Origin of the sequence: Heyndrickxia vini, from assembly GCF_016772275.1 — a bacterium.
Classification (GTDB): domain Bacteria; phylum Bacillota; class Bacilli; order Bacillales; family Bacillaceae_C; genus Heyndrickxia; species Heyndrickxia vini.
On sequence record NZ_CP065425.1, the window covers coordinates 2,058,360 to 2,077,985 of the forward strand.

25 protein-coding genes are annotated in these 19,626 nt (G+C 34.6%); 9 read left to right on the forward strand and 16 right to left on the reverse strand.

The window, feature by feature from the left end:
* Positions 1-175 precede the first annotated feature (175 nt).
* From I5776_RS10330 to I5776_RS10340, 3 genes are all read right to left on the reverse strand, one after another.
* Positions 176-589 (reverse strand): CoA-binding protein, encoded by a 414-nt coding sequence (locus I5776_RS10330; protein WP_202780518.1) that lies wholly within the window; start codon positions 587-589, stop codon positions 176-178.
* A gap of 78 nt (positions 590-667) precedes the next feature.
* Positions 668-1,951, reverse strand: a complete 1,284-nt coding sequence (locus I5776_RS10335) for a purine/pyrimidine permease (RefSeq protein ID WP_202780519.1) — start codon at positions 1,949-1,951, stop codon at positions 668-670.
* A gap of 100 nt (positions 1,952-2,051) precedes the next feature.
* Positions 2,052-3,770 carry a glycosyl hydrolase family 18 protein gene (locus I5776_RS10340; protein WP_202780520.1) on the reverse strand — a complete coding sequence of 573 codons (1,719 nt, stop codon included), beginning with the start codon at positions 3,768-3,770 and terminating at the stop codon, positions 2,052-2,054.
* Between the two features lie 144 nt (positions 3,771-3,914).
* On the opposite strand from I5776_RS10340, the gene plsY reads away from it, so the two are divergent.
* The 3 genes from plsY (at position 3,915) to I5776_RS10355 (ending at position 6,179) form a co-directional block, all read left to right on the forward strand.
* Positions 3,915-4,514: a glycerol-3-phosphate 1-O-acyltransferase PlsY gene (gene plsY, locus I5776_RS10345; RefSeq protein ID WP_202780521.1), complete on the forward strand. Its 600-nt coding sequence runs from the start codon at positions 3,915-3,917 to the stop codon at positions 4,512-4,514.
* A gap of 193 nt (positions 4,515-4,707) precedes the next feature.
* The gene (locus tag I5776_RS10350; protein ID WP_246483973.1) at positions 4,708-5,799 is read left to right on the forward strand and encodes a CapA family protein; all 1,092 of its coding nucleotides are present in this window, start codon (positions 4,708-4,710) and stop codon (positions 5,797-5,799) included.
* 86 nt (positions 5,800-5,885) lie between these two features.
* Complete coding sequence (locus I5776_RS10355; RefSeq protein WP_202780523.1) at positions 5,886-6,179, forward strand: HesB/YadR/YfhF family protein; 294 nt, start codon at positions 5,886-5,888, stop codon at positions 6,177-6,179.
* 24 nt (positions 6,180-6,203) lie between these two features.
* Here the strand turns inward: I5776_RS10355 and I5776_RS10360 are convergent, their stop codons facing one another.
* From I5776_RS10360 to I5776_RS10400, 9 genes are all read right to left on the reverse strand, one after another.
* Positions 6,204-6,524 (reverse strand): hypothetical protein, encoded by a 321-nt coding sequence (locus I5776_RS10360; protein ID WP_202780524.1) that lies wholly within the window; start codon positions 6,522-6,524, stop codon positions 6,204-6,206.
* 18 nt (positions 6,525-6,542) lie between these two features.
* Positions 6,543-6,959 (reverse strand): acyl-CoA thioesterase, encoded by a 417-nt coding sequence (locus I5776_RS10365; protein ID WP_202780764.1) that lies wholly within the window; start codon positions 6,957-6,959, stop codon positions 6,543-6,545.
* A gap of 104 nt (positions 6,960-7,063) precedes the next feature.
* Positions 7,064-7,291 carry a small acid-soluble spore protein Tlp gene (gene tlp / locus I5776_RS10370; protein ID WP_202780525.1) on the reverse strand — a complete coding sequence of 76 codons (228 nt, stop codon included), beginning with the start codon at positions 7,289-7,291 and terminating at the stop codon, positions 7,064-7,066.
* 116 nt (positions 7,292-7,407) lie between these two features.
* Complete coding sequence (locus I5776_RS10375; RefSeq protein ID WP_202780526.1) at positions 7,408-7,551, reverse strand: acid-soluble spore protein N; 144 nt, start codon at positions 7,549-7,551, stop codon at positions 7,408-7,410.
* Positions 7,552-7,615: 64 nt separating this feature from the next.
* Entirely contained in the window at positions 7,616-7,750 is a 135-nt protein-coding gene (locus I5776_RS10380; protein ID WP_084347521.1) for an FbpB family small basic protein, read from the reverse strand.
* Positions 7,751-7,903: 153 nt separating this feature from the next.
* Positions 7,904-8,515, reverse strand: a complete 612-nt coding sequence (locus I5776_RS10385; protein WP_202780527.1) for a TlpA family protein disulfide reductase — start codon at positions 8,513-8,515, stop codon at positions 7,904-7,906.
* A gap of 110 nt (positions 8,516-8,625) precedes the next feature.
* Positions 8,626-11,337: an aconitate hydratase AcnA gene (gene acnA, locus I5776_RS10390; protein WP_202780528.1), complete on the reverse strand. Its 2,712-nt coding sequence runs from the start codon at positions 11,335-11,337 to the stop codon at positions 8,626-8,628.
* Positions 11,338-11,643: 306 nt separating this feature from the next.
* Positions 11,644-12,219, reverse strand: coding sequence for a CBO0543 family protein (locus tag I5776_RS10395; RefSeq protein ID WP_202780529.1), 576 nt, complete (start codon positions 12,217-12,219; stop codon positions 11,644-11,646).
* Positions 12,220-12,402: 183 nt separating this feature from the next.
* Positions 12,403-13,212, reverse strand: coding sequence for a YitT family protein (locus I5776_RS10400; protein ID WP_202780530.1), 810 nt, complete (start codon positions 13,210-13,212; stop codon positions 12,403-12,405).
* Between the two features lie 160 nt (positions 13,213-13,372).
* Here I5776_RS10400 and sspO point away from each other — a divergent pair, with 160 nt between their 5' ends.
* Complete coding sequence (gene sspO / locus I5776_RS10405; RefSeq protein WP_202780531.1) at positions 13,373-13,522, forward strand: small acid-soluble spore protein SspO; 150 nt, start codon at positions 13,373-13,375, stop codon at positions 13,520-13,522.
* A gap of 25 nt (positions 13,523-13,547) precedes the next feature.
* Here sspO and I5776_RS10410 read toward each other — a convergent pair whose 3' ends face one another.
* Positions 13,548-13,805, reverse strand: a complete 258-nt coding sequence (locus tag I5776_RS10410) for a hypothetical protein (protein WP_202780532.1) — start codon at positions 13,803-13,805, stop codon at positions 13,548-13,550.
* Between the two features lie 115 nt (positions 13,806-13,920).
* Between I5776_RS10410 and I5776_RS10415 the strand changes: the two genes are divergently transcribed.
* Positions 13,921-14,049, forward strand: coding sequence for a small acid-soluble spore protein P (locus I5776_RS10415; protein ID WP_202780533.1), 129 nt, complete (start codon positions 13,921-13,923; stop codon positions 14,047-14,049).
* Between the two features lie 132 nt (positions 14,050-14,181).
* The gene (locus I5776_RS10420) at positions 14,182-14,430 is read left to right on the forward strand and encodes a GlsB/YeaQ/YmgE family stress response membrane protein (protein WP_202780534.1); all 249 of its coding nucleotides are present in this window, start codon (positions 14,182-14,184) and stop codon (positions 14,428-14,430) included.
* 115 nt (positions 14,431-14,545) lie between these two features.
* Here the strand turns inward: I5776_RS10420 and I5776_RS10425 are convergent, their stop codons facing one another.
* The 3 genes from I5776_RS10425 to I5776_RS10435 all read right to left on the reverse strand — a co-directional run bounded on the left by I5776_RS10425 (position 14,546) and on the right by I5776_RS10435 (position 16,370).
* Positions 14,546-15,163, reverse strand: coding sequence for a lytic transglycosylase domain-containing protein (locus tag I5776_RS10425; RefSeq protein WP_202780535.1), 618 nt, complete (start codon positions 15,161-15,163; stop codon positions 14,546-14,548).
* 156 nt (positions 15,164-15,319) lie between these two features.
* Positions 15,320-15,679 carry a helical membrane plugin domain-containing protein gene (locus I5776_RS10430; protein ID WP_202780536.1) on the reverse strand — a complete coding sequence of 120 codons (360 nt, stop codon included), beginning with the start codon at positions 15,677-15,679 and terminating at the stop codon, positions 15,320-15,322.
* A 115-nt stretch (positions 15,680-15,794) separates the two neighbouring features.
* Complete coding sequence (locus tag I5776_RS10435) at positions 15,795-16,370, reverse strand: GbsR/MarR family transcriptional regulator (protein WP_202780537.1); 576 nt, start codon at positions 16,368-16,370, stop codon at positions 15,795-15,797.
* 237 nt (positions 16,371-16,607) lie between these two features.
* Between I5776_RS10435 and I5776_RS10440 the strand changes: the two genes are divergently transcribed.
* From I5776_RS10440 to I5776_RS10450, 3 genes are read left to right on the forward strand one after another with little or no spacing between them, the layout of a single operon-like run.
* Positions 16,608-17,852 (forward strand): quaternary amine ABC transporter ATP-binding protein, encoded by a 1,245-nt coding sequence (locus I5776_RS10440; RefSeq protein WP_202780538.1) that lies wholly within the window; start codon positions 16,608-16,610, stop codon positions 17,850-17,852.
* Positions 17,853-18,701 (forward strand): ABC transporter permease, encoded by an 849-nt coding sequence (locus I5776_RS10445; protein WP_202780539.1) that lies wholly within the window; start codon positions 17,853-17,855, stop codon positions 18,699-18,701. It begins immediately after the preceding gene.
* Positions 18,701-19,585: a glycine betaine ABC transporter substrate-binding protein gene (locus I5776_RS10450; protein ID WP_202780540.1), complete on the forward strand. Its 885-nt coding sequence runs from the start codon at positions 18,701-18,703 to the stop codon at positions 19,583-19,585. The genes I5776_RS10445 and I5776_RS10450 overlap by 1 nt, the downstream gene beginning before the upstream one ends.
* Positions 19,586-19,626: the final 41 nt, after the last annotated feature.

A 19,626-nucleotide genomic window follows, 5' to 3' on the forward strand; every position in this document is an offset into this window, starting at 1 on the left:
AGCAAACAATTGTTCGTATATCATTATAGCATTTTCCGGACAAACGTCTAACAACTATTTTAGCGATAAATTAATATTTAGCAAATTTCTTTTAAAAATGTCTGGGCTAAACTAAAAATAGGTAATAAAAAACAAAGCAAGCGTTAAAACTACACGCTTGCTGCTAACGAAAAGTCTATTTGGTTAGTGCATGCTCTACTTTAATACAACGATCCATTATTACCGTTTTGCCTTTGTCCTTTAATAATTGATAGGCTTCCTCATTTTCTACACCAAGCTGTGCCCAAAATACATCCGCATCAATCTCTAGAAACTCTTTTGCAAGCTCAGGCAAGTATTCAGATCGCCTAAAAATATCAACAATATCGATGTGACCCGTAATTTCCTTAAGTGTAGAGACAGCTTTAACCCCTAAAACCTCGTCTACGGTTGGATTCACTGGGATAATTTCATACCCGGCTTTTTGCATTGCTTCTGAAACCATATACGATGTACGCTCCGGATTATTACTTAGACCTACAACTGCGATTCGCTTCGCTTTTTTAAGGATTTTTCCGATTTCTTCACGACTAGGATTATCAATAGACATTAAAGGACCTCCTATCTAAAATTCACCTTTTTCTATTACTTATCGTACTTCAATCTGTTAAGAACTGCAAATTAATCATTAGATATTCCCATTTCGTTTCTTCCAAAGTAAAAATTGTTCGGTAAAAACTGCTGCAATGGTGCCTAGAATAAGACCATTATTAATTAAGGAAGCAATAACTACCGGTAAACCTTTCGTTGCCTCTGCTGGAAGAAACATTACCCCTACACCAATTAAAAAACCAATTCCCGCCGACATATAGGTTATTTTAAGATCGTCTGCCTTTTCAATTTCCGTTAAGGCGATGCCAACCATTTTTGTAAAAATAACGAAAGTAACTGAATAACCTACAGGTGCTGGCAAAGCGGCCATAATGTTCATCAATGGAGGGAGAAGAGAAATCACCGTAACAAACAAGCTTCCTAAAATGAACGGCTTTATCCCTTTTATTCCTGTCTGGCTCACAAAGCCTGCGGATCCGGAAATGGGTACTGAACCAATACTAGAGAAAACTCCGCCAGCAAGTTGATTAATTCCTGAAATAATGCCGGCTTGTTTAAATCGATTTACTTGTTTATGATCTTTTTTCAATACTTCCTCCATCACACGTATTGATGCAATCATATTCGTTATGAGTAAAATAGTAATAAAAAAAGAAGTAACAATTACGCCAGAATCTAATTTAGGTAATCCGAATGATAAAATATCCGGAAATGAAAACCAGTGCTGGCTTTTTAGCACACCTGGAGACAATCCAAAAATGATAAATAAAATCCATCCGATTAACATACCAAACATAATCGAAAATTGTTTAACCCATTGAATACGAACTTGTCCTAAGTAAAAGGTTAGAATAATGATAATAAAACATAATAATGCAGTAATTGGCTGAATTACATGAACTCCATCGGTTAGGCCGAGCATCCCTTTCATAAATGAGCCGCTTAATTGGAGAATCAGCAAAAACAAATAAATGAATGTAACTGTTGGTGTGAATAATTTTGCTAACTTTTGAATTAAACCGAGGGCGGATAAAATGATGAAAAATACACCACTAAGCATCATTCCACCTGACAATTCACGCAATGTTTCAATATTGGAAGTATATAAGGTTCCAACGAAGCCAGCATAAATTGTGAATACTCCCCACCATAATCCAGCTGGACCTTCACTAATTGGTAAACGATGTCCGATAATCCCTTGCAATAAACCGGCAATTCCTAATACAAAAATGGTTCTTTCAACAAAAGCTGATGTTTCAATCGGATTTAGATGGTATAAATCGGCTATTGCGATTGGAGCGGCAATCGCCCCTGCAATCATAAAAGCCATCCATTGGATGGCAGAAATAGTTGTTTTCACTTAAATAGACTCCTTACTGTATTAACTTTTTAACTTTCACTGAACATTGTGCCATTGTGTCTCAGTTAATTAGTCATTAGATAGTTAGAGGCACAACAAGTCATTTATTTTTAAATGCGGATAATGAGGATTGAAGTGCTAACCAAGCCGATTTATCCGCGAAATATCGCGACCAGGAAGCAATTCCGGCTAGTTTATAATTTGCTGCTAAATTCGCCCGTTTATTCAAAGATAACTTGTCCTCAAGCCACATTTTATAAACAGCATTAGTTTTTGCGTCGGTATATTCAACATAGTTTTGTCCTGAATCCGCATCTTCAGTTGCTGTTAATTTTCTTTCTTTCATCCATGCATTTGCTTGATCCATCGATAGTGCTTTAGAAGAAACCGAGGGTTTGCCATCTTTCATTTCCTCTTTCCATAAACGAGTAAAGAATGGTACACCAAGTATTAATTTCTCGTTTGGAACCTCATTTAACAGTTGTTTCAAATTCGATTCTACCCATGGAAGACTTGCCACACTTCCGGCAGTTGGTGCTCCTCCCCAATGTTCATCGTACGCCATGACAATCATATAGTCGACAACCGAGGAAAGTTTTTCTCGCTCATAGAATTCAGACCAATTGCCATCAGCAACAAATGTAATATCCATGGATACATATTTATGATCATTATGAAGGTAAACCGCTGCTTCACGTACAAATTGTGTAATGAGGGGGCCATCTTTAGGATTAACGTTTTCAATATCGATATTTAAACCATCTAATTGATAGGTTTTCATATAACTTCGTAATTGATTAATAATTTTTGTTCGCGTTTCATAGTTGCTAAGTGCAACTTTCGTTAATTCTGGATCGAATGAGTTTGAAAAAAGTGCCCAAACGTGATAACCATTTTTTTTGGCCCACTTGACATAGTCCACAGATGCTAAATTTGTTACATCACCATGATTATTTTTTAATTCAAACCATGTAGGTGAAACAACATTTACTCCGGGCATGGTTGGTAAATTGGCCGGATCAGGATTTTTAGTATAAACTGCTTCCCATGTTAAATGGATAGGTACATTCATTTGCAGATTTAATTTTTTCTCCGGGCGGGTTTTCGTCGCTATACGAACCTGTTTATATTTATCGATATAATTTTTCTTAATATAACCGCCAATGCCTTCTTTTGTTCGTATAAAATAGAAATCCTCTTTTTGTTTTTCGATTCTTATGTTTTCTCCCTTTTTCACAACTGAAACGTAAGGTGATTGCAAATCAGGGGCGGTGCGAAGTTTTAAATATGGTTTTTTAATCTTTTTATCGATAACTTTCCCATTGTAATAGGTAGAATTATTTTTTTCGATCCAGACGATTTTCTTATGTTTCGTCACTTTTGCTTGAATAGGATATATTGTTGTTAAAGTTTTCAAGTCTATAAATAATCGGTTGTTCATATTTTTAATTATAGGTTGTGGCGCATGAAAAGGTTTTTGATTAATAAAGTATGTCTCTTTATTAATGGGAATTTGGATAACCTTTCGATTTGTCGTTATGATAACTGATTGTTTTTCTGCAAAAATGGAATCGTCAATTCCATTTTCGACCACTTTAATCGGGATATATATGTTTTTACCTTCCACCATCGCTTGATCTTGGATTTTTCCATTAAGCAAAATGGAATATTCTTTGTCTACAAACGATTCCTTTTCTGATGACGCAAAAGGATATAAATAGATTAGTAGACCAATTGTACAAAGAATAAACAAAACTACTATCCCTAATATCATTTTTTTCTTTCTATTGTTATTGGTTTTAACTTCTATTGTTGCCATATCATTTCCTCCCTACTTCATCCTACATGAGTACTCTATTCAAGAAAAGAGGAAAATTGATAAATAATAATTTTTTTCTATCCATGCTATACATGTGATACAATAAAAAAGCCTTAAAGATATGTTTTTAAAGGGGTTATGTTAATGACGTATGGACTTATCATTATTTTAGCTTATTTACTAGGATCGATCCCTTCAGGATTAATTGTAGGGAAACTATTTTACGGAATTGATATTCGTCAACATGGGAGCGGCAACTTAGGCGCAACAAATTCATTTCGTACACTAGGAATAAAGGCTGGTTCTGTCGTGATAGTAGCTGATATTTTAAAAGGTACACTTGCTACATTATTACCGAAATTTTTCGGTGTTGATGAATCGATTCATCCGTTATTAATTGGATTAGTGGCTGTAATTGGTCATATGTTTCCTATTTTTGCAGGGTTTAAGGGAGGAAAAGCAGTAGCTACATCGGCTGGAGTACTACTTGCCTATGTACCTTTACTATTCTTATTTCTTGTAATCGTATTTCTTATTAGTTTAAAAATAAGTAAATATGTATCCTTATCTTCAATGATTGCTGGTATTTTCGCAATTATTTATGCGCTAATCCGAACGATTATTACCGGAGATTGGCCTTTATTAGTTGTAGTGATTGCTTTGGCATCCTTTGTTATTTATCGGCACCGTACTAATTTATCGCGCATCAAAAATAAAACAGAACCGAAAGTTAAATGGCTATAGTATTTGAAGGACTCCGTATTAATAGAGTCCTTTAATTTTTTAATGATTGTTTCAATAATTTTTAAAGTTATCACAAAAAGCAGTTTAGTGTGTTGTAAAATAGAAGAGATTCCGAAAAAAGGCTGGTACTCAGATGACTAAAAAGCGCATTTCTCTTTTGTTTTGGGTAATTTCATTTTTAATGCTTTCAATTATGGTGTTATGCTGGATTCAATATAATGAATGGAAACATTCATTTACAAAGCAATTGCATACTTCCCTCCCACATGCAGCGAGAATGTCAGGTACTGTAATGAAGGATTTTCATTCGAGTGCCGTTGTTGGAGGCATTGGTGATATTCTTATACATGATTGGGTATATGAAGATGCAAAAACGAAAAAAGGGTATAATTTCAAGCCAATGTTTCAGCCAATAAAATCAATTCTTCAAAGACCGGACTTACTAATCGCAAATCAAGAATCTATTCCGGGAGGAGAAACACTTGGAATATCTAGTTACCCTTCTTTTAACAGTCCGCATGAAATCGTTGATGCAATTATGGATGCAGGGGTTGATTTTGTATCAACGGCTAACAATCATGCCTTAGATAAAGGTGAAGCAGGAATTAAAAATTCTATTGCGTATTACGATAAAATGAACTTACCGTATGTAGGGACATTTAAAAATGAAAAGGACCAAAATACACTACGCATACAAAATATTAACGGGATAAAAATTGCGATACTTGCCTTTACATATGGGACAAATGGAATTCCCGTACCTAAAGGTAAGGATTACTTAGTAAATATAATCGATAAAGAAAGAATATTGGCAGAATTATCAAGAGCACGCCGCGTAGCCGATTTCGTTATTCTAAATTTACATTGGGGTATAGAGTATAAGAGGTTTCCAAATGAGGAACAAAAAGAACTAGCAAAGACCTTCACTGACGGGGGTGCTGATGTCATCCTAGGACATCATCCTCACGTATTACAGCCCATTGAAAAGCTGCGTACAAAAGATGGTCGTGATGCAGTTGTTGTTTATTCTTTAGGGAATTTTATTTCTGGTCAAATGTGGGATTATAAAGATATTGGTGGAATGTTTGATTTTAAAGTTTCTAAAGATATCATAAATAACGAGAAAAAGATTAAAATAAGTGATATTCATTTCACGCCTACTTATGTAGAAAATAAAAACCTCCATCATTATCGTGTAATTCCATTGAAGATAGCCTATAAAAAGGGCTTAATTGATCATTCCTATAATGAAATCATGAATCATATGACAGGAGGCATTAGATAGTTCGTAAGCATTTTGTTAGAATGATTCTTTTCAAAAAGCTTATAATGATAAATATTGATACTCTTTATGTGAGAGGAGAAATCTTCATGGAAATAAGATTAACAAATGAAGCTTTAAAATGGTTTGAGGATGAGATGTTTTTAAAAAATGGAGATAGCATTCGTTTTTTTGCAAAGTACGGTGGCTCATCCCCCGTACAACAAGGATTTTCTTTAGGGATATCAAAGGAGACACCAAGTGATGCAGTTGTCACTACTGAATATAAAGGGATTCTTTTTTATATTGAAGAAAAGGATCTATGGTATTTTGATCAGCACAGTCTGCTAGTGGACTATGACAAAGAATTAGATGAACCTATTTATGAATACAAAAAAGGATGAAACACAAAAAACATGCCATTTTAATTAACGGCATGTTTTTTGTGTAAGTTTAAACTTTAAAATTTCATCTGCCAAGCCTTCACTATGTAATATTTCAACCTGTTTATCGCCTAATAAATCAAAATGGGAATAGCCGTCTTTCCGATGATGAATCCATTCTTCTTGTAACCCAAATTGGGCTCCCCAATTTGCAAGTTTCTTTAAATCTTTACATCCTACTTTCGTTACAGAGGTACTTTTCGGAAAACGCGGATCAAGCCAAAAATGGGTAATAAAAGCGATTTTACCTTCGTCTATTTCCTGTTTCCATTTTGAAAGCTGCTTTTTTGTGATTCCAAAAGCCAATGACCTTTCCCCCTACTATTATTTTTTTGCTTGTTCATATGCATGATGCCAGTCCGGGAAAAACTTTCGAATAGACACAGGACGAAATGACTCTTTTTTCACACAAACATGTTGAGATTTTGCTATGACAGATAATTCACCTTTCTCTGTTAACACTTCGTAACCGTATGTAACACGTAAGCCATCATATTCTTCAATCCATGTTTTAACTATAGCCGTTTCTCCGTAGCGAACAGGCATTTTATATGAAATCTCAATATCAATAACGGGAGATAAAATCCCTTCATTTTCCATATCGGCATATTTAAACCCTAAATCCTCGATTAACTTTGTTCGCCCAAGCTCGAGCCAAACTAAATAATTGGCATGGTAAACGACTCCCATTTGATCCGTTTCAGCATATCTCACCTGAATCTCTGTCTCAGAAATAATCATTGTCATCAATTTCACCTTTCTAATAAAATTCTCCTTTTATCTTAACACTATTATTATTTCTGAACAAAAAATAAAGCCAGCATCGCTGGCTGGCTCTATTTTCGTTATTGGTAATTATTATTTTGGGACTCGTCTTTTACTTCACTGCGCATCGCTTCAATACTCTCACGGCGACGTTCGTTTTTCGCTTCAATATTAGCCCGTTCTTCATTACTTGAAAGACTTGCTGTTTCTTCAGCTTTTTCAATATTTTCAAGTGTATTATCAATCATATTTTGCAGTTTCTCTACATTATCACTTCGATCATCTGGTTTTGGTTTATTCCATGCCATTTCTTAATTACCTCCTGAAATGAGAATAGTGAACCACTTGTACAGCGGCACAATGTTAGTATGAGTTTTTTTAGAAAAAAAAGTATGGTTTTTATTTCTAATTCAACTCTTAAGGATTACTCTCCCTTAGTTTGCATTACTTGTGCATGCTGTCCAGATTTATCTTGCATTTGTTTCCCTTTATTGCCACCGAAGGACCGTGACTGGGTCCCAATATGATTTGGCACATAATATTTGCTTTTCTTTTTTGGATTACTCATCATAACTCCCCCTTTAGTTATAAGATTTGCAAATAAAGGCGGATTATGAGTGCTAAATATCGGTTTATTTTGCTAATTTCATCGAATGCTTTTGCTCTAATTTTGTTTCGATTCTTTCAATTGCTTCTTGATCTTTTAGTAGTGCTTGTTTATTTTCTAATACTAAATCTGAAAAAGATTTTTTATTTGTTTTTCTCATTGAATATTCTACTCCTTATTATTGTAAATTTCTTTTTTTATAGTATGATCATAAAATTAAAAATTTATAATTGTTTTAGGCATTTATACTAAATAATTTTCCATTTCTGCAAATTCTTAAACAAAAAAATAAAACACCTTTAAAAGGTGTTTATTAAGGCTTAAGCATATTTTTTAATTGATCTCCATTTAATTCTCCAATATGTTTGTTTATAATAATGCCTTTCTCATTCAGTAAAAATGTTGTTGGAATAGCGATAACTTGATAATTTTCATTTACTTTTCCTTTTTCATCAATAAGGATGGGGAAGGTTAATCCAAGTTTTTTGACATATTTTTTCACATTTGCTCTTGGATCAATATTAATAGCAATTATGTTTAAATCGTTTTTATGTTTAACAGAGAACTTTTCTAACAAGGGCATTTCTGTTTTACAAGGCGTGCACCATGTAGCAAAAAAATTGAGAAGGGTTTTTTTTCCTTTTAGATCCGATAATTTCATTGTTTTTCCTTCTAATGTTTGTAATTCAAACATGGGAGCTTTTAATCCTATATCTAAACCTTCTTCAGGATCCTGTTCTGGTTCCTCAATTTGTGATGACATTATATCGTTGTAGAGTTTGTCTAAAGCTTGATTACTGTCGTCTGCCGACATTGTTTTTCCTTTTTTGACATTCTGCACTTCTTTGTCTTTTTCAACTGCTTGTACAACCATAACACCGACTAAAATAAGAATAATGGCGAGTGGAATGATCTTTTTTAACATGTCATCCTCCTATAATATGAAATCGTTTATTGTATATTATATGTAGGTGACTAAATATTAGTATGAAAAAACACACTCTGAAAGTAACAGAGTGTGTTTTTAGTGAACAATTATGCTTGAAGTTTATCGCGAAGTACCATTTGAAGGATACCACCATGACGATAGTAATCAATTTCAACATCTGAGTCGAAACGTACTAATACCTCAAATTGTTTCTTGTTTCCTGCTTCGTCTGTAGCTGTAACAGTTAAAATATCGCGTGGTTTTACAGATTCGTCGATTTGAACATCGATTGTTTCTTTTCCTGTTAAACCAAGAGTATCGGCATTTTCACCATTTTTGAATTGAAGTGGAAGAACACCCATCAATACAAGGTTAGAGCGGTGAATACGTTCGAAACTTTCAGCGATAACTGTTTTAATGCCAAGGAGATTTGTTCCTTTAGCTGCCCAGTCACGAGATGATCCCATACCGTAATCTTTTCCGGCAAGAACAACAAGGCCGGTTCCTTCTTCCTTGTATTTCATACATGCATCATACATGGAAGTAACTTCATTGGTTGGCCAGTAAGTGGAGTAACCACCTTCAGTACCAGGAGCAATTTGGTTACGAATACGGATATTCGCAAATGTACCACGCATCATAACTTCGTGGTTACCACGACGTGAACCATAAGAGTTAAATTCACGTGGTTCAACACCTTTTTCACGCAAGTATTTGCCTGCAGGTGTATCTTTACCAATTGCACCAGCTGGTGAGATATGGTCAGTAGTTACCGAATCACCAAATTTACCGACTACACGCATACCAGTCAAAGGTTTTACTTCATCTGGGTTTGGTGAAAGGTTTTCAAAGAATGGTGGATTCGCAATATAAGTTGACTCTTCATCCCATGTGTACAATGGTTCATTGCTTGTTTTAATTTCGTTCCAGCGTTCATTGTCAGCAAACACATTTTCATATTCTTTACGGAATAATTCAGGTGTTACGCTTTGTTTAACCGCTTCATTTACTTCTTCAGTTGTTGGCCAGATGTCTTTCATGAATACATCATTGCCATCTTTGTCTTTTCCGATTGGATCGTTTACAAGGTCAATATTTACTGTTCCAGCTAATGCATATGCCACAACAAGCGGTGGTGATGCTAAATAGTTAGCTTTAACAAGTGGGTGAATACGGCCTTCAAAGTTACGGTTACCAGAAAGAACTGAAGTAACAAGAAGATCGTTTTCAGCGATTGATTTTTCAATTTCATCCTTAAGAGGTCCAGAGTTACCGATACATGTCGTACAGCCATATCCAACAAGGTTAAATCCAAGTTGATCTAAGTATCCTAGTAAACCAGAATCTCTTAAATAACCAGTAACAACTTTAGAACCAGGTGCTAGAGAAGTTTTAACATATTTAGGAACTTCTAAGCCTTTTTCTACCGCTTTTTTCGCAACTAAGCCTGCTCCTAACATAACATATGGGTTAGAAGTATTCGTACAGCTTGTAATTGCAGCAATAGCAACAGCACCAGTTTTCATTGTTGATTGATCACCATTAGTAAATGTAACTACTGCTTCTTTTTCGATTTCAGATTCTTTTAGTCCAAAACCTTGATTTCCAACAGGTGCAGTTAATGCATCTTGGAATGCTTTTTGCATTTTAGACAATGGAATCAAGTCTTGCGGACGTTTTGGACCTGAAAGATTCGCTTCGATTTCAGATAAGTTGATTTCAACAACATCTGTATAAACTGGTTCTTCGTTTTCTGGAGTAAAGAACATATTGTTTTCTTGTAAATATTTTTCAACAAGTTTGATGTGTTCTTCCGGACGTCCAGTTAAACGTAAGTATGCCAAGCTTTCAGCATCAACTGGGAAGAAACCACAAGTAGCACCGTATTCAGGAGCCATATTAGCAATAGTTGCACGGTCTGCAAGCGGTAATACAGCGACACCAGGACCGAAGAACTCAACAAATTTACCGACTACACCTTTTTGGCGAAGTACTTGTGTTACTTTTAAAGCTAAGTCAGTAGCAGTAGCACCGTTTGGAAGTTCACCAGTTAATTTTACACCGATTACTTCTGGAATTGGGAAGTATGAAGGTTGTCCGAGCATTCCTGCTTCCGCTTCAATACCACCAACACCCCAACCGAGTACACCGATACCGTTAATCATAGTTGTATGAGAGTCAGTACCTACTAAAGTATCAGGGAATGTTTCAAAATCACCTTCAGTTGTTTCAATTGCATGAACAACACTAGCTAAATACTCTAAGTTAACTTGGTGAACGATACCTGTTGCTGGCGGAACCGCACGATAGTTATCGAACGCTTTAGTTGCCCAGCTTAGGAATTGATAACGCTCAGCGTTACGTTCAAATTCGAAATCCATATTTGCTTTTAACGCATCAGGAGTACCATATTTATCAACTTGTACAGAGTGGTCAATAACAAGGTCTACTGGGATTTCCGGATTAATTTTATCTGGATTTCCACCTAAATCAGCCATTGCTTTACGTAAAGACGCAAGATCAACGACTGCCGGAACTCCAGTGAAATCTTGAAGAATAACACGAGAAGGTTTGAACGGTACTTCTGCATCTTTTACTTCTTCAGATCCCCATTTTGCTAAATTTTCAACATGTTCTTTTGTAATTACACGGCCATCCAGTTGGCGAATTACAGATTCTAATAATACTTTTACGGAATATGGTAAGCGAGAAACTTTCGCAATACCAGCTTCTTCAAGAGCCGCAAGACGATAATAATGATAACGTTTGCCTTCTAAGTCAAAAGAAGTACGTGCGTTAAAAACATCATTTTTAGCCACCCGAGATTCCCCCTCTTTAAAAAATTGTCATAATCAATTAGTATTTTGACGAAAAGCTCGAATGTTGTTCCCTCACTTTTCACACATTAACATCTTAATACAAGAAATTACATAAGTAAATAAAAAGAATGTTATTGTCTTTCATAAGTAAATCTTATCAGTGCCTATTTCGGATACTTTTCCTGTTTTTCACTTAACCTATATTTTGCTTGTTTAAACAGATTTTATTAAAAATATTTTTGCGAAATTTATAATGGTTTTAGTTTATTGGTGATCATTTTGGTTTTTTATCATTTCCATACACCGTTACTTTTTATTTGATTGTATAGAAACGGTGTCAAATTTTAGTTTGTTGCAAATGAAATAACCGATACCATAAATAATTAGAAATATACCAAAATCGAAAATGGACGGCCACTCTTTTGGATCATAGAACTTTATGTAAACAAAAAACTTCATAACAATAAAAGCACCTAGAAAAGAAAAAATCACTGCTTTTAACAACGGGCTAACATGTGGCTTTATTTGAAGGAAAAACATCAAAACAACAGGTGTTAATGAAAAGTGGTAAGGCAAAATTAACTTAGGTGCAATCGGGGAAAATTTCATTGGGTAAGTCCATACTCCAAGAGAATCTGTGATTAAATCGATAATTAATGAAAGAATAATGGCAGAAAAGCCCGCGGCTAACAGACGTCCAGTACTTTCCTTTTTTCTAAAGATAAACCAAACTATCCATGGGATAATAAATAGAGCAATTCCGAACCACCATTGCCAAGTAAAAAGAAAATCATGTACAACAGCATCAGATATAGTGGCATCGCCTTTAATAATTTGTTGAGTCCCCTTTTCAGACTGTCTTATGCCTTCATTAAAATCCACATGACCAGCTCCTTATAAAAGTATGGAATCAATGTTATTTTTAATTTTATATTGCCTATCTTTCGCTTTACTTAGCCATTTTATGTATAACATCTTATCTGCTTTGTATCCTCAATTCATTGCAATATAAAAACGCTGAATCTTTAAATTTATAGAATCAGCGTTTTTAACTCTCATATGTTCTCAGTTTCGATGAAAGGAACCCATGACCTCAGTTGTTTCAGTGATATTTACAAATGCATCTGGATCAGTATCTTTTATCAATGTCTTAACATCTGTTAATTGGTATCGAGTAATGACTGTCATTAATATTTTTCGATTCTCTCCCGAATATGCTCCTTCCCCATCAATTAATGTAATTCCACGATATACACTTGAAAGGAGCTTTTCTTTCATTTCTTTCCCTTTATTAGTAACAATCATTAATGTCAATTTAATATGTTTTGTATGAATCGTATCTACTACTTTTCCAGTTGCAAAAATTGCAACCATTGTATTTAGTGCAGCATCCCAGCTAAAAATAAATCCGGAGATTAGTACGACAACTGCATTCATCGCCGACAATATAGCACCTAATGGAAAATCCTTTTTTTTGTTTAATAACATCGCTAATATATCAAAACCGCCAGAAGAACCAGAAACACGAAAGATCAGTCCGATTCCAAGTCCCGTTAAAACTCCACCAAATAAAGAAGATAAAATAGGTTCTGTAGAAACCTGCTTAATCGGAACAACATATAATCCTGCGGAGATAACAATGACTGAGAGAATAGTGTAGAAAATAAAACGTTTGCCAAGTTTAAAAACTCCTAGAATAAGTAACGGAAGATTAAGTACAAAATTTAATATTCCAGTATTGATTGGAGTTATTAATCCTAACATAATAGCAATCCCACTTAGTCCACTACTAAGGATTTCATGTGGAATAAGAAAAAAATTATAGGCCACACTTACGATTAATGACCCGATGATAATAGTAAGTATTCTATTCATAACCCAACCCCTTTTCAAACAGTGATTCTATTACGTTGATTATAGTTGAGAAATAAAGAAATAAAGATAAAATAGTTTTTTCTGAAATTCCGGTCAATTGTTTGTTCAAGAGTATTTTCATTAGAGAATGCAAAGAATAGTGGTGGAGGTGAGGTAGCTGATGGTAAAAAGAAAAGCAAATCACATTATCCCGGGTATGAATGCTGCAAAAGCACAAGGAAAAGGAACGGGATACAATGAGGAAATGTCAAATGAACCTTTAACTGAGAAACAAAAACAAAACAATAAAAAACGTAAGAAAAACCAATAAAAAAACTCGCTTTTGGCGAGTTTTTTTATTCTAAATTTACCTCATTTACTATTTGCTCGATGTCAGAAAGATACTTTTCTAATTGTTGGCGCTGGGTTTCACTAGCAACTTCCATTGCATTTTCAATTTGTTGATAGGTTTCATTAACCTCTTGTTTTAAGTGTTTTAATTGTTGACCATAAGCGGCATCGTCTTGGACCATATTACTATATACATCATCTAATTGTTTCATTCCTTGTTGTGCTGCTTGAAAAGCTTGCTGTTTATTTTTATGATATGGCATAGTCCTTCTCCTTTTCAAATATTACTGCACTCTTATATTGCACGTAAGTTTCATAATTTATACAGTATAAACGGCAACGTATAGCGCATTCTATTCAAAGGGAGGGATTTAAGTTATGGCAAATAAGAACGATACGAAAGCAAGAAAAACTTCTTCAGGGCAACCAGAACCATTAAGTGGATCAAAAAAAGTTAAAAATCGAAATCACACACGACAAAAACATAATCAAGGGCATGATATGTAACCGAAAGGCACTAGGCAAGTTTCCTAGTGCCTTTTTATCTGTCCTTCTTAGAAGTTTAAACATTTCTCACAATGGTAATAGTATAGGACAAGTTAATAAATGATAATTAACATATGACGAGGAGGAGAAATGATGAGTTTTATTTTTTATTTAATTGTTGGTGGAATTATCGGATGGATAGCTGGATTAATTTTAGGAAGAGATATACCTGGTGGTATTATTGGAAATATTATCGCAGGAATAATCGGGGCTTGGCTTGGTGGCGCACTGCTAGGTGACTTTGGACCAACCATTGCCGGAATTGCGTTAATTCCTGCATTAATCGGTGCGGTTATTGTTGTTTTCATTGTAAGTTTAATCCTAAGAAGTATAAGGAAATAAATATAAAAACAGGGAGTTACCTCCCTGTTTTTATATTTGGTTACTAAACAAACCAAGAACGGAATTCATCCTAAATGTATCTTAATCAACGAAAAACCTTAAATAGTTTTCAGGTTTAATACGCTTTTTTATAAAGGGTAATATAATGCATAACATCCTCTACATATTGTTCACTATGATTGTATGAAAAAATTGCTTTTCTTAATTTTCCATTTGCCGCTCCATTTTTGGATAAATAATTTGCTGCACTAAAGATTGCATCTTCGTTATTCCATACGTCCGCTTTTCCGTCACCGTTAGCATCGACACCATATCCCCCATATTTTTTAATCATTTTTGGATCTTCTTTTTCAGTTTTTGAAATTTTGCCTTTGCCGTTTCCCTCACAAGAAGGGTGTCTCCATCCAACAAATGTACATGGCATAAATTGCATAGGTCCTTCTGCACCTACAGGAGAAATCATTGGATTCATTGTTGAAAATCTTGTTTCGACTCTATGATGTGCTGCTAGAACATACCATGGAACTCCATATTTTTTTTCCGCTGCTTTATATATTGGAATAAATTTTTCAGGAATCAAATATCCTTCAATTTCTATTTTTTTTGGTTTTTCCTTGTCATGATTTATCGCACTATAGACTGATAATAAAATAATTGGAATAAGTAATATAATGAATGGTGATTGTTTTTTTATCCTACTTTTTTTATATTTTTTACCTTTCTTTTGTTTCATGATGAAAATTTCCTTTCAAATATCAATACATAATGAAATATTATACTAGTTATGCCAATTATACATAAATTTCATTTCTTTATAAAAGAATTGCCAATTATACTTACACCAAAACAATAAAAAACCTACATGTAAAAATGTAGGTAGATAAAAAATTTATAAACTTTTACCCATTCCTTTGAAAAATGCCAGTAAAAAGGTTATTGCACGATTAATTTCCGGATCTTTCATTAACTTCATCAATTGAAAAGTATTAAGTTCTTTTCCGTTATTTAATGACGCCATACTGGATTCTAAACCTTTTTTGATCCCATTGGTAATCTTTCCAATTTCAGATGAATCATTAGTATCTTTTTTGGTAAATATGGTTGTGATTACGGGGAGGATATTCTTTTCCTTTAGAATTTTGATTATTTCAATAAACTCATAAAGATCTTCTTTGTGATTTAAAAGTTCTTTATCTGACAGTTCATGAGAATTCCGTCTTACCTTATCATTGATAACTGGTTTTCCCATCATTTCACCAAGCTTTCAAATAAATTAGTAATTTTATATCATATGTAGGTGCTAATCACAAAATGAATCGTTTTAAAAAAATAGCTAAGATACATACACAATAAAAATAAAAGACCTAGGATTTTCCTAGATCTTTTTTCACTTCATATTTAGGGACAAAATCAAAAATTTCTTCACTTTCAAATTTATCGACTAAGCGATTGAGCCAATCATAATAGTGTAATGTATTTTGAAGCTTTTCTAAATCACTAGTTATCATTACCCGCAATTTATCATCTAAGCTTTCATTATTAAGCATTTCAAAAAGTTCTTTATGTGACTTTTCTATTGCATGTTTATTCATTGAAATGGCGTTTCTCCATTTAATTGAAAATAAATCAATAAAATTTTGATACCAGTCCCCTTCTATCGAATATAAATCCTTTCTACTTCCCTTTTTCCACACTTTGTCGACCATTTTCAAATCCAAGAGTGTTCTTACAGATGTACTCATACTAGTCTTGCTCATCCCTAGTTCTTCTTTCATTTCATCAAGTGTTAAAGGTTCATCATGAAAAAACATCATCCCGTATAACCTGCCAATTGAAGGTGTTACACCATATAAATGCATATTTTGGGCAATTGCTTCAATCACTCGCTCCCGAGCTTTGTCTAGTTGTTCCTTACCTTCCAATGTATCTTCACACCCCATTTAGTGGTATTTACTTTTATTTTCATAATTAATCTATCCTTTTGTTTGAGGAAAGTAAAGGGGGCGATTTAAAAGGAAATAGGAGGAATAGGTAGGAATATTAAGAATATAGCTAGTAAAGTATGTACAGTTATTTCTTTACGTACTGTACAAACGGAATATTGAGGAATTTCGCGTTTGTTTAGAGGATTGTTTATTCGATACACTTAATAAGTGCTAAGAAAAAAGGAGGACAAAATGACTAGTGATAACCCAAAAATAAAAATTGATGTAAAAAATGTGACAAAGATTTTCGGTAAACATCCGAAAAAAGCTTTGCAATTTTTATCAGAAGGAAAAACGAAACAAGAAATTTTAAAGGCGACTGGAGCTATAGTTGGTGTAAATCAAGCTAACTTCCAAGTTTTTGATGGTGAAATATTTGTCATTATGGGTCTTTCTGGTAGTGGTAAATCAACCTTAGTTCGTTTATTAAATCGATTGATTGAACCAACATCAGGAGAAATATTACTCGATAATGAAAATGTGACGCAAATGAATAAAGAACAATTACGTTCTATTCGCCGCAAAAAAATAAGTATGGTTTTTCAAAAATTTGCTCTCCTTCCCCATCGTACAATTCTTCAAAATACTGAATATGGTTTAGAGATTCAAGGAGTAGAAAAATCAAAAAGAAAAATAACTGCAATGGAATCACTAAAGCTGGTCGGTTTAGAGGGCTATGAACATCAATATCCCGATCAATTGAGCGGTGGAATGCAGCAACGTGTAGGTCTTGCAAGAGCTTTGGCAAATAACCCAGATATTTTATTAATGGATGAAGCGTTCAGCGCATTAGATCCGTTAATCAGAAAAGATATGCAGGATGAATTACTTGAACTGCACAATACTGTTGGAAAAACGATAGTTTTTATTACACATGATTTAGATGAAGCCCTTCGAATCGGTGATCGAATTGCACTCATGAAGGATGGATCCATTGTACAAATAGGAGCACCTGAGGAAATTTTAATGAATCCTTCAAATGAATATGTGGAACGCTTCGTGGAAGATGTAGATTTTTCCAAAGTGTTAACAGCTGGGCACATTATGAAACGGGCAGAAACCGTACAAATTGAAAAAGGACCAAGAGTCGCCTTAACACTTATGAAAAATCTAGGAATCTCTTCGATTTATGTAGTCGATAAAAAAAATCGATTATTAGGTGCAGTTACCGCTCAAATAGCTCGTGAAGCCGTTGAAATGGGAAAATCTTTACATGAAGTACTCAATCAAAACATTACTACTGTTCCAAAAGAAACCTTGTTAATGGATATGTTCGAAATGGTTTCAACAGCTCAGATACCTATTGCAGTTGTAGATGAACAGGAACGTATGAAAGGAATTGTCATAAAAGGTGCCCTTATTGGTGCACTTGCAGGAAATGACTCATATATTCATTCATCAGAAACAATTGATTCATCTTTAAGGGAGGTGAATTAAATGAATGAATGGATTCCCAAAATCCCTTTAGCTAATTGGATTGATCAGTTCGTGGATTGGCTAACTTCAAAATTTGGTAGTGTTTTTGACGGTCTAGCAACTGGATTAGAAAGTATTGTGAACGGAATTGTTTCCGGCCTTGGCTTCATTCCTCCTATCCTACTTGCTATAATAATTAGTTTAGTTGCCTGGTGGTTAACCAAAAAAAGTATTGCCATATTTTCTTTAATTGGTTTCCTCCTTATCGATTATTTAGGATATTGGAATGCAATGCTTGATACATTGGCTCTTGTTTTAACATCGGTAATTATCTCAGTAGTCGTTGGAATTCCAATTGGAATATGGGCTTCTCAAAAGGATACAGTGCGGAAAATTGTTACTCCTATCCTTGATTTCATGCAAACTATGCCGGCCTTCGTATATCTACTTCCAGCTATTTTCTTCTTTAATATTGGTGTCGTTCCTGGGGTCGTTGCATCTGTCATTTTCGCAATGCCGCCAACTATTCGTTTAACAATATTAGGAATTAAACAGGTTCCAGAAGACATTATTGAAGCAACCGAAAGTTTTGGATCTACTACCGGTCAGAAATTACTAAAAGTACAACTACCACTTGCCACACCTACAATTATGGCAGGAATAAATCAAAGTATTATGCTTGCTCTTTCTATGGTAGTAATCGCATCCATGGTCGGTGCACCTGGTTTGGGTGAAGAAGTCTATCGTGCTGTTACACAATTAAAAACAGGTGTTGGTGTTGAAGCTGGATTAGCGATTGTTATCGTGGCAATTGTTTTAGATCGAATTACACAAAATGTGGGCAAGAAAAATCAGAGGGGGAATTTGTAATGTGGAAAAAAATTTTAGGTATTGGCGCTGTGGCGGCATTAACAATTGGACTAACGGCATGTGGCAGTGATAAAGCAAACTCTGATAAGAATTCTTCTGTCGGTGATCGTGTAAATTATAAAATTACAGGTATTGATCCTGGAGCAGGTATCATGACAGCTACTGAAAATGCATTAAAGGATTACAAACTTGATGATTGGGAATTAGTGACTGGTTCAAGTGCAGCGATGACTGCCGCATTAAAAAAAGCATATGATAAAAAGGAGCCAATCATCATTACAGGCTGGAATCCTCACTGGATGTTTGCAAAATATGATCTGAAATATCTTAAGGATCCGAAAGGTGTATATGGTGAAGCGGAAGAAATCCATACAATTGGACGAAAAGGATTAAAGGATGATCATCCAACAGCATATAAAGTACTAAGTCAATTTAAATGGTCTGAAGATGATATGGGTGCAGTTATGCTGGATGTTCAAGAAGGAACAAAACCTGAAGAAGCTGCTGCTAAATGGGTAAAAAATAACAAAGAGAAAGTTGCAGAATGGACAAATGGCGCTGAAAAAGTAAATGGTGAAAACATTAAACTTGCATATGTCGCATGGGATAGTGAAATTGCCAGTACTAATGTGATAGGAAAAGTACTAGAAGATTTAGGCTATAAAGTCACGCTTACACAAGTGGAGGCTGGACCGATGTGGACTGCTATCGCTGACGGAAGTGCCGATGCATCACTTGCAGCATGGTTACCTTTAACTCATAAAACATATGCGGAAAAATTCAAAGGAAAATATGAAGATATCGGAACAAGCATGACTGGTGTGAAAATTGGTTTAACCGTTCCTAAATACATGGATATTGATTCTATTGAAGATTTAAAATAAAACAGCCTCAGGGCTGTTTTATTTTTTGTTGAATTTGCTAT

What these genes read in the sequence shown, in the direction of transcription:
- I5776_RS10330 (WP_202780518.1), bottom strand. Translation starts at nt 589, where the DNA reads ATGTCTATTGATAATCCTAGTCGTGAAGAAATCGGAAAAATCCTTAAA.
- I5776_RS10340 (WP_202780520.1), bottom strand. Translation starts at nt 3,770, where the DNA reads ATGGCAACAATAGAAGTTAAAACCAATAACAATAGAAAGAAAAAAATG.
- plsY (WP_202780521.1), top strand. Translation starts at nt 3,915, where the DNA reads ATGACGTATGGACTTATCATTATTTTAGCTTATTTACTAGGATCGATC.
- I5776_RS10350 (WP_246483973.1), top strand. Translation starts at nt 4,708, where the DNA reads ATGGTGTTATGCTGGATTCAATATAATGAATGGAAACATTCATTTACA.
- I5776_RS10355 (WP_202780523.1), top strand. Translation starts at nt 5,886, where the DNA reads ATGGAAATAAGATTAACAAATGAAGCTTTAAAATGGTTTGAGGATGAG.
- I5776_RS10365 (WP_202780764.1), bottom strand. Translation starts at nt 6,959, where the DNA reads ATGATTATTTCTGAGACAGAGATTCAGGTGAGATATGCTGAAACGGAT.
- tlp (WP_202780525.1), bottom strand. Translation starts at nt 7,291, where the DNA reads ATGGCATGGAATAAACCAAAACCAGATGATCGAAGTGATAATGTAGAG.
- I5776_RS10375 (WP_202780526.1), bottom strand. Translation starts at nt 7,551, where the DNA reads ATGAGTAATCCAAAAAAGAAAAGCAAATATTATGTGCCAAATCATATT.
- I5776_RS10380 (WP_084347521.1), bottom strand. Translation starts at nt 7,750, where the DNA reads ATGAGAAAAACAAATAAAAAATCTTTTTCAGATTTAGTATTAGAAAAT.
- I5776_RS10385 (WP_202780527.1), bottom strand. Translation starts at nt 8,515, where the DNA reads ATGTTAAAAAAGATCATTCCACTCGCCATTATTCTTATTTTAGTCGGT.
- I5776_RS10400 (WP_202780530.1), bottom strand. Translation starts at nt 13,212, where the DNA reads ATGAATAGAATACTTACTATTATCATCGGGTCATTAATCGTAAGTGTG.
- sspO (WP_202780531.1), top strand. Translation starts at nt 13,373, where the DNA reads ATGGTAAAAAGAAAAGCAAATCACATTATCCCGGGTATGAATGCTGCA.
- I5776_RS10410 (WP_202780532.1), bottom strand. Translation starts at nt 13,805, where the DNA reads ATGCCATATCATAAAAATAAACAGCAAGCTTTTCAAGCAGCACAACAA.
- I5776_RS10415 (WP_202780533.1), top strand. Translation starts at nt 13,921, where the DNA reads ATGGCAAATAAGAACGATACGAAAGCAAGAAAAACTTCTTCAGGGCAA.
- I5776_RS10420 (WP_202780534.1), top strand. Translation starts at nt 14,182, where the DNA reads ATGAGTTTTATTTTTTATTTAATTGTTGGTGGAATTATCGGATGGATA.
- I5776_RS10425 (WP_202780535.1), bottom strand. Translation starts at nt 15,163, where the DNA reads ATGAAACAAAAGAAAGGTAAAAAATATAAAAAAAGTAGGATAAAAAAA.
- I5776_RS10430 (WP_202780536.1), bottom strand. Translation starts at nt 15,679, where the DNA reads ATGGGAAAACCAGTTATCAATGATAAGGTAAGACGGAATTCTCATGAA.
- I5776_RS10435 (WP_202780537.1), bottom strand. Translation starts at nt 16,370, where the DNA reads ATGGGGTGTGAAGATACATTGGAAGGTAAGGAACAACTAGACAAAGCT.
- I5776_RS10440 (WP_202780538.1), top strand. Translation starts at nt 16,608, where the DNA reads ATGACTAGTGATAACCCAAAAATAAAAATTGATGTAAAAAATGTGACA.
- I5776_RS10445 (WP_202780539.1), top strand. Translation starts at nt 17,853, where the DNA reads ATGAATGAATGGATTCCCAAAATCCCTTTAGCTAATTGGATTGATCAG.
- I5776_RS10450 (WP_202780540.1), top strand. Translation starts at nt 18,701, where the DNA reads ATGTGGAAAAAAATTTTAGGTATTGGCGCTGTGGCGGCATTAACAATT.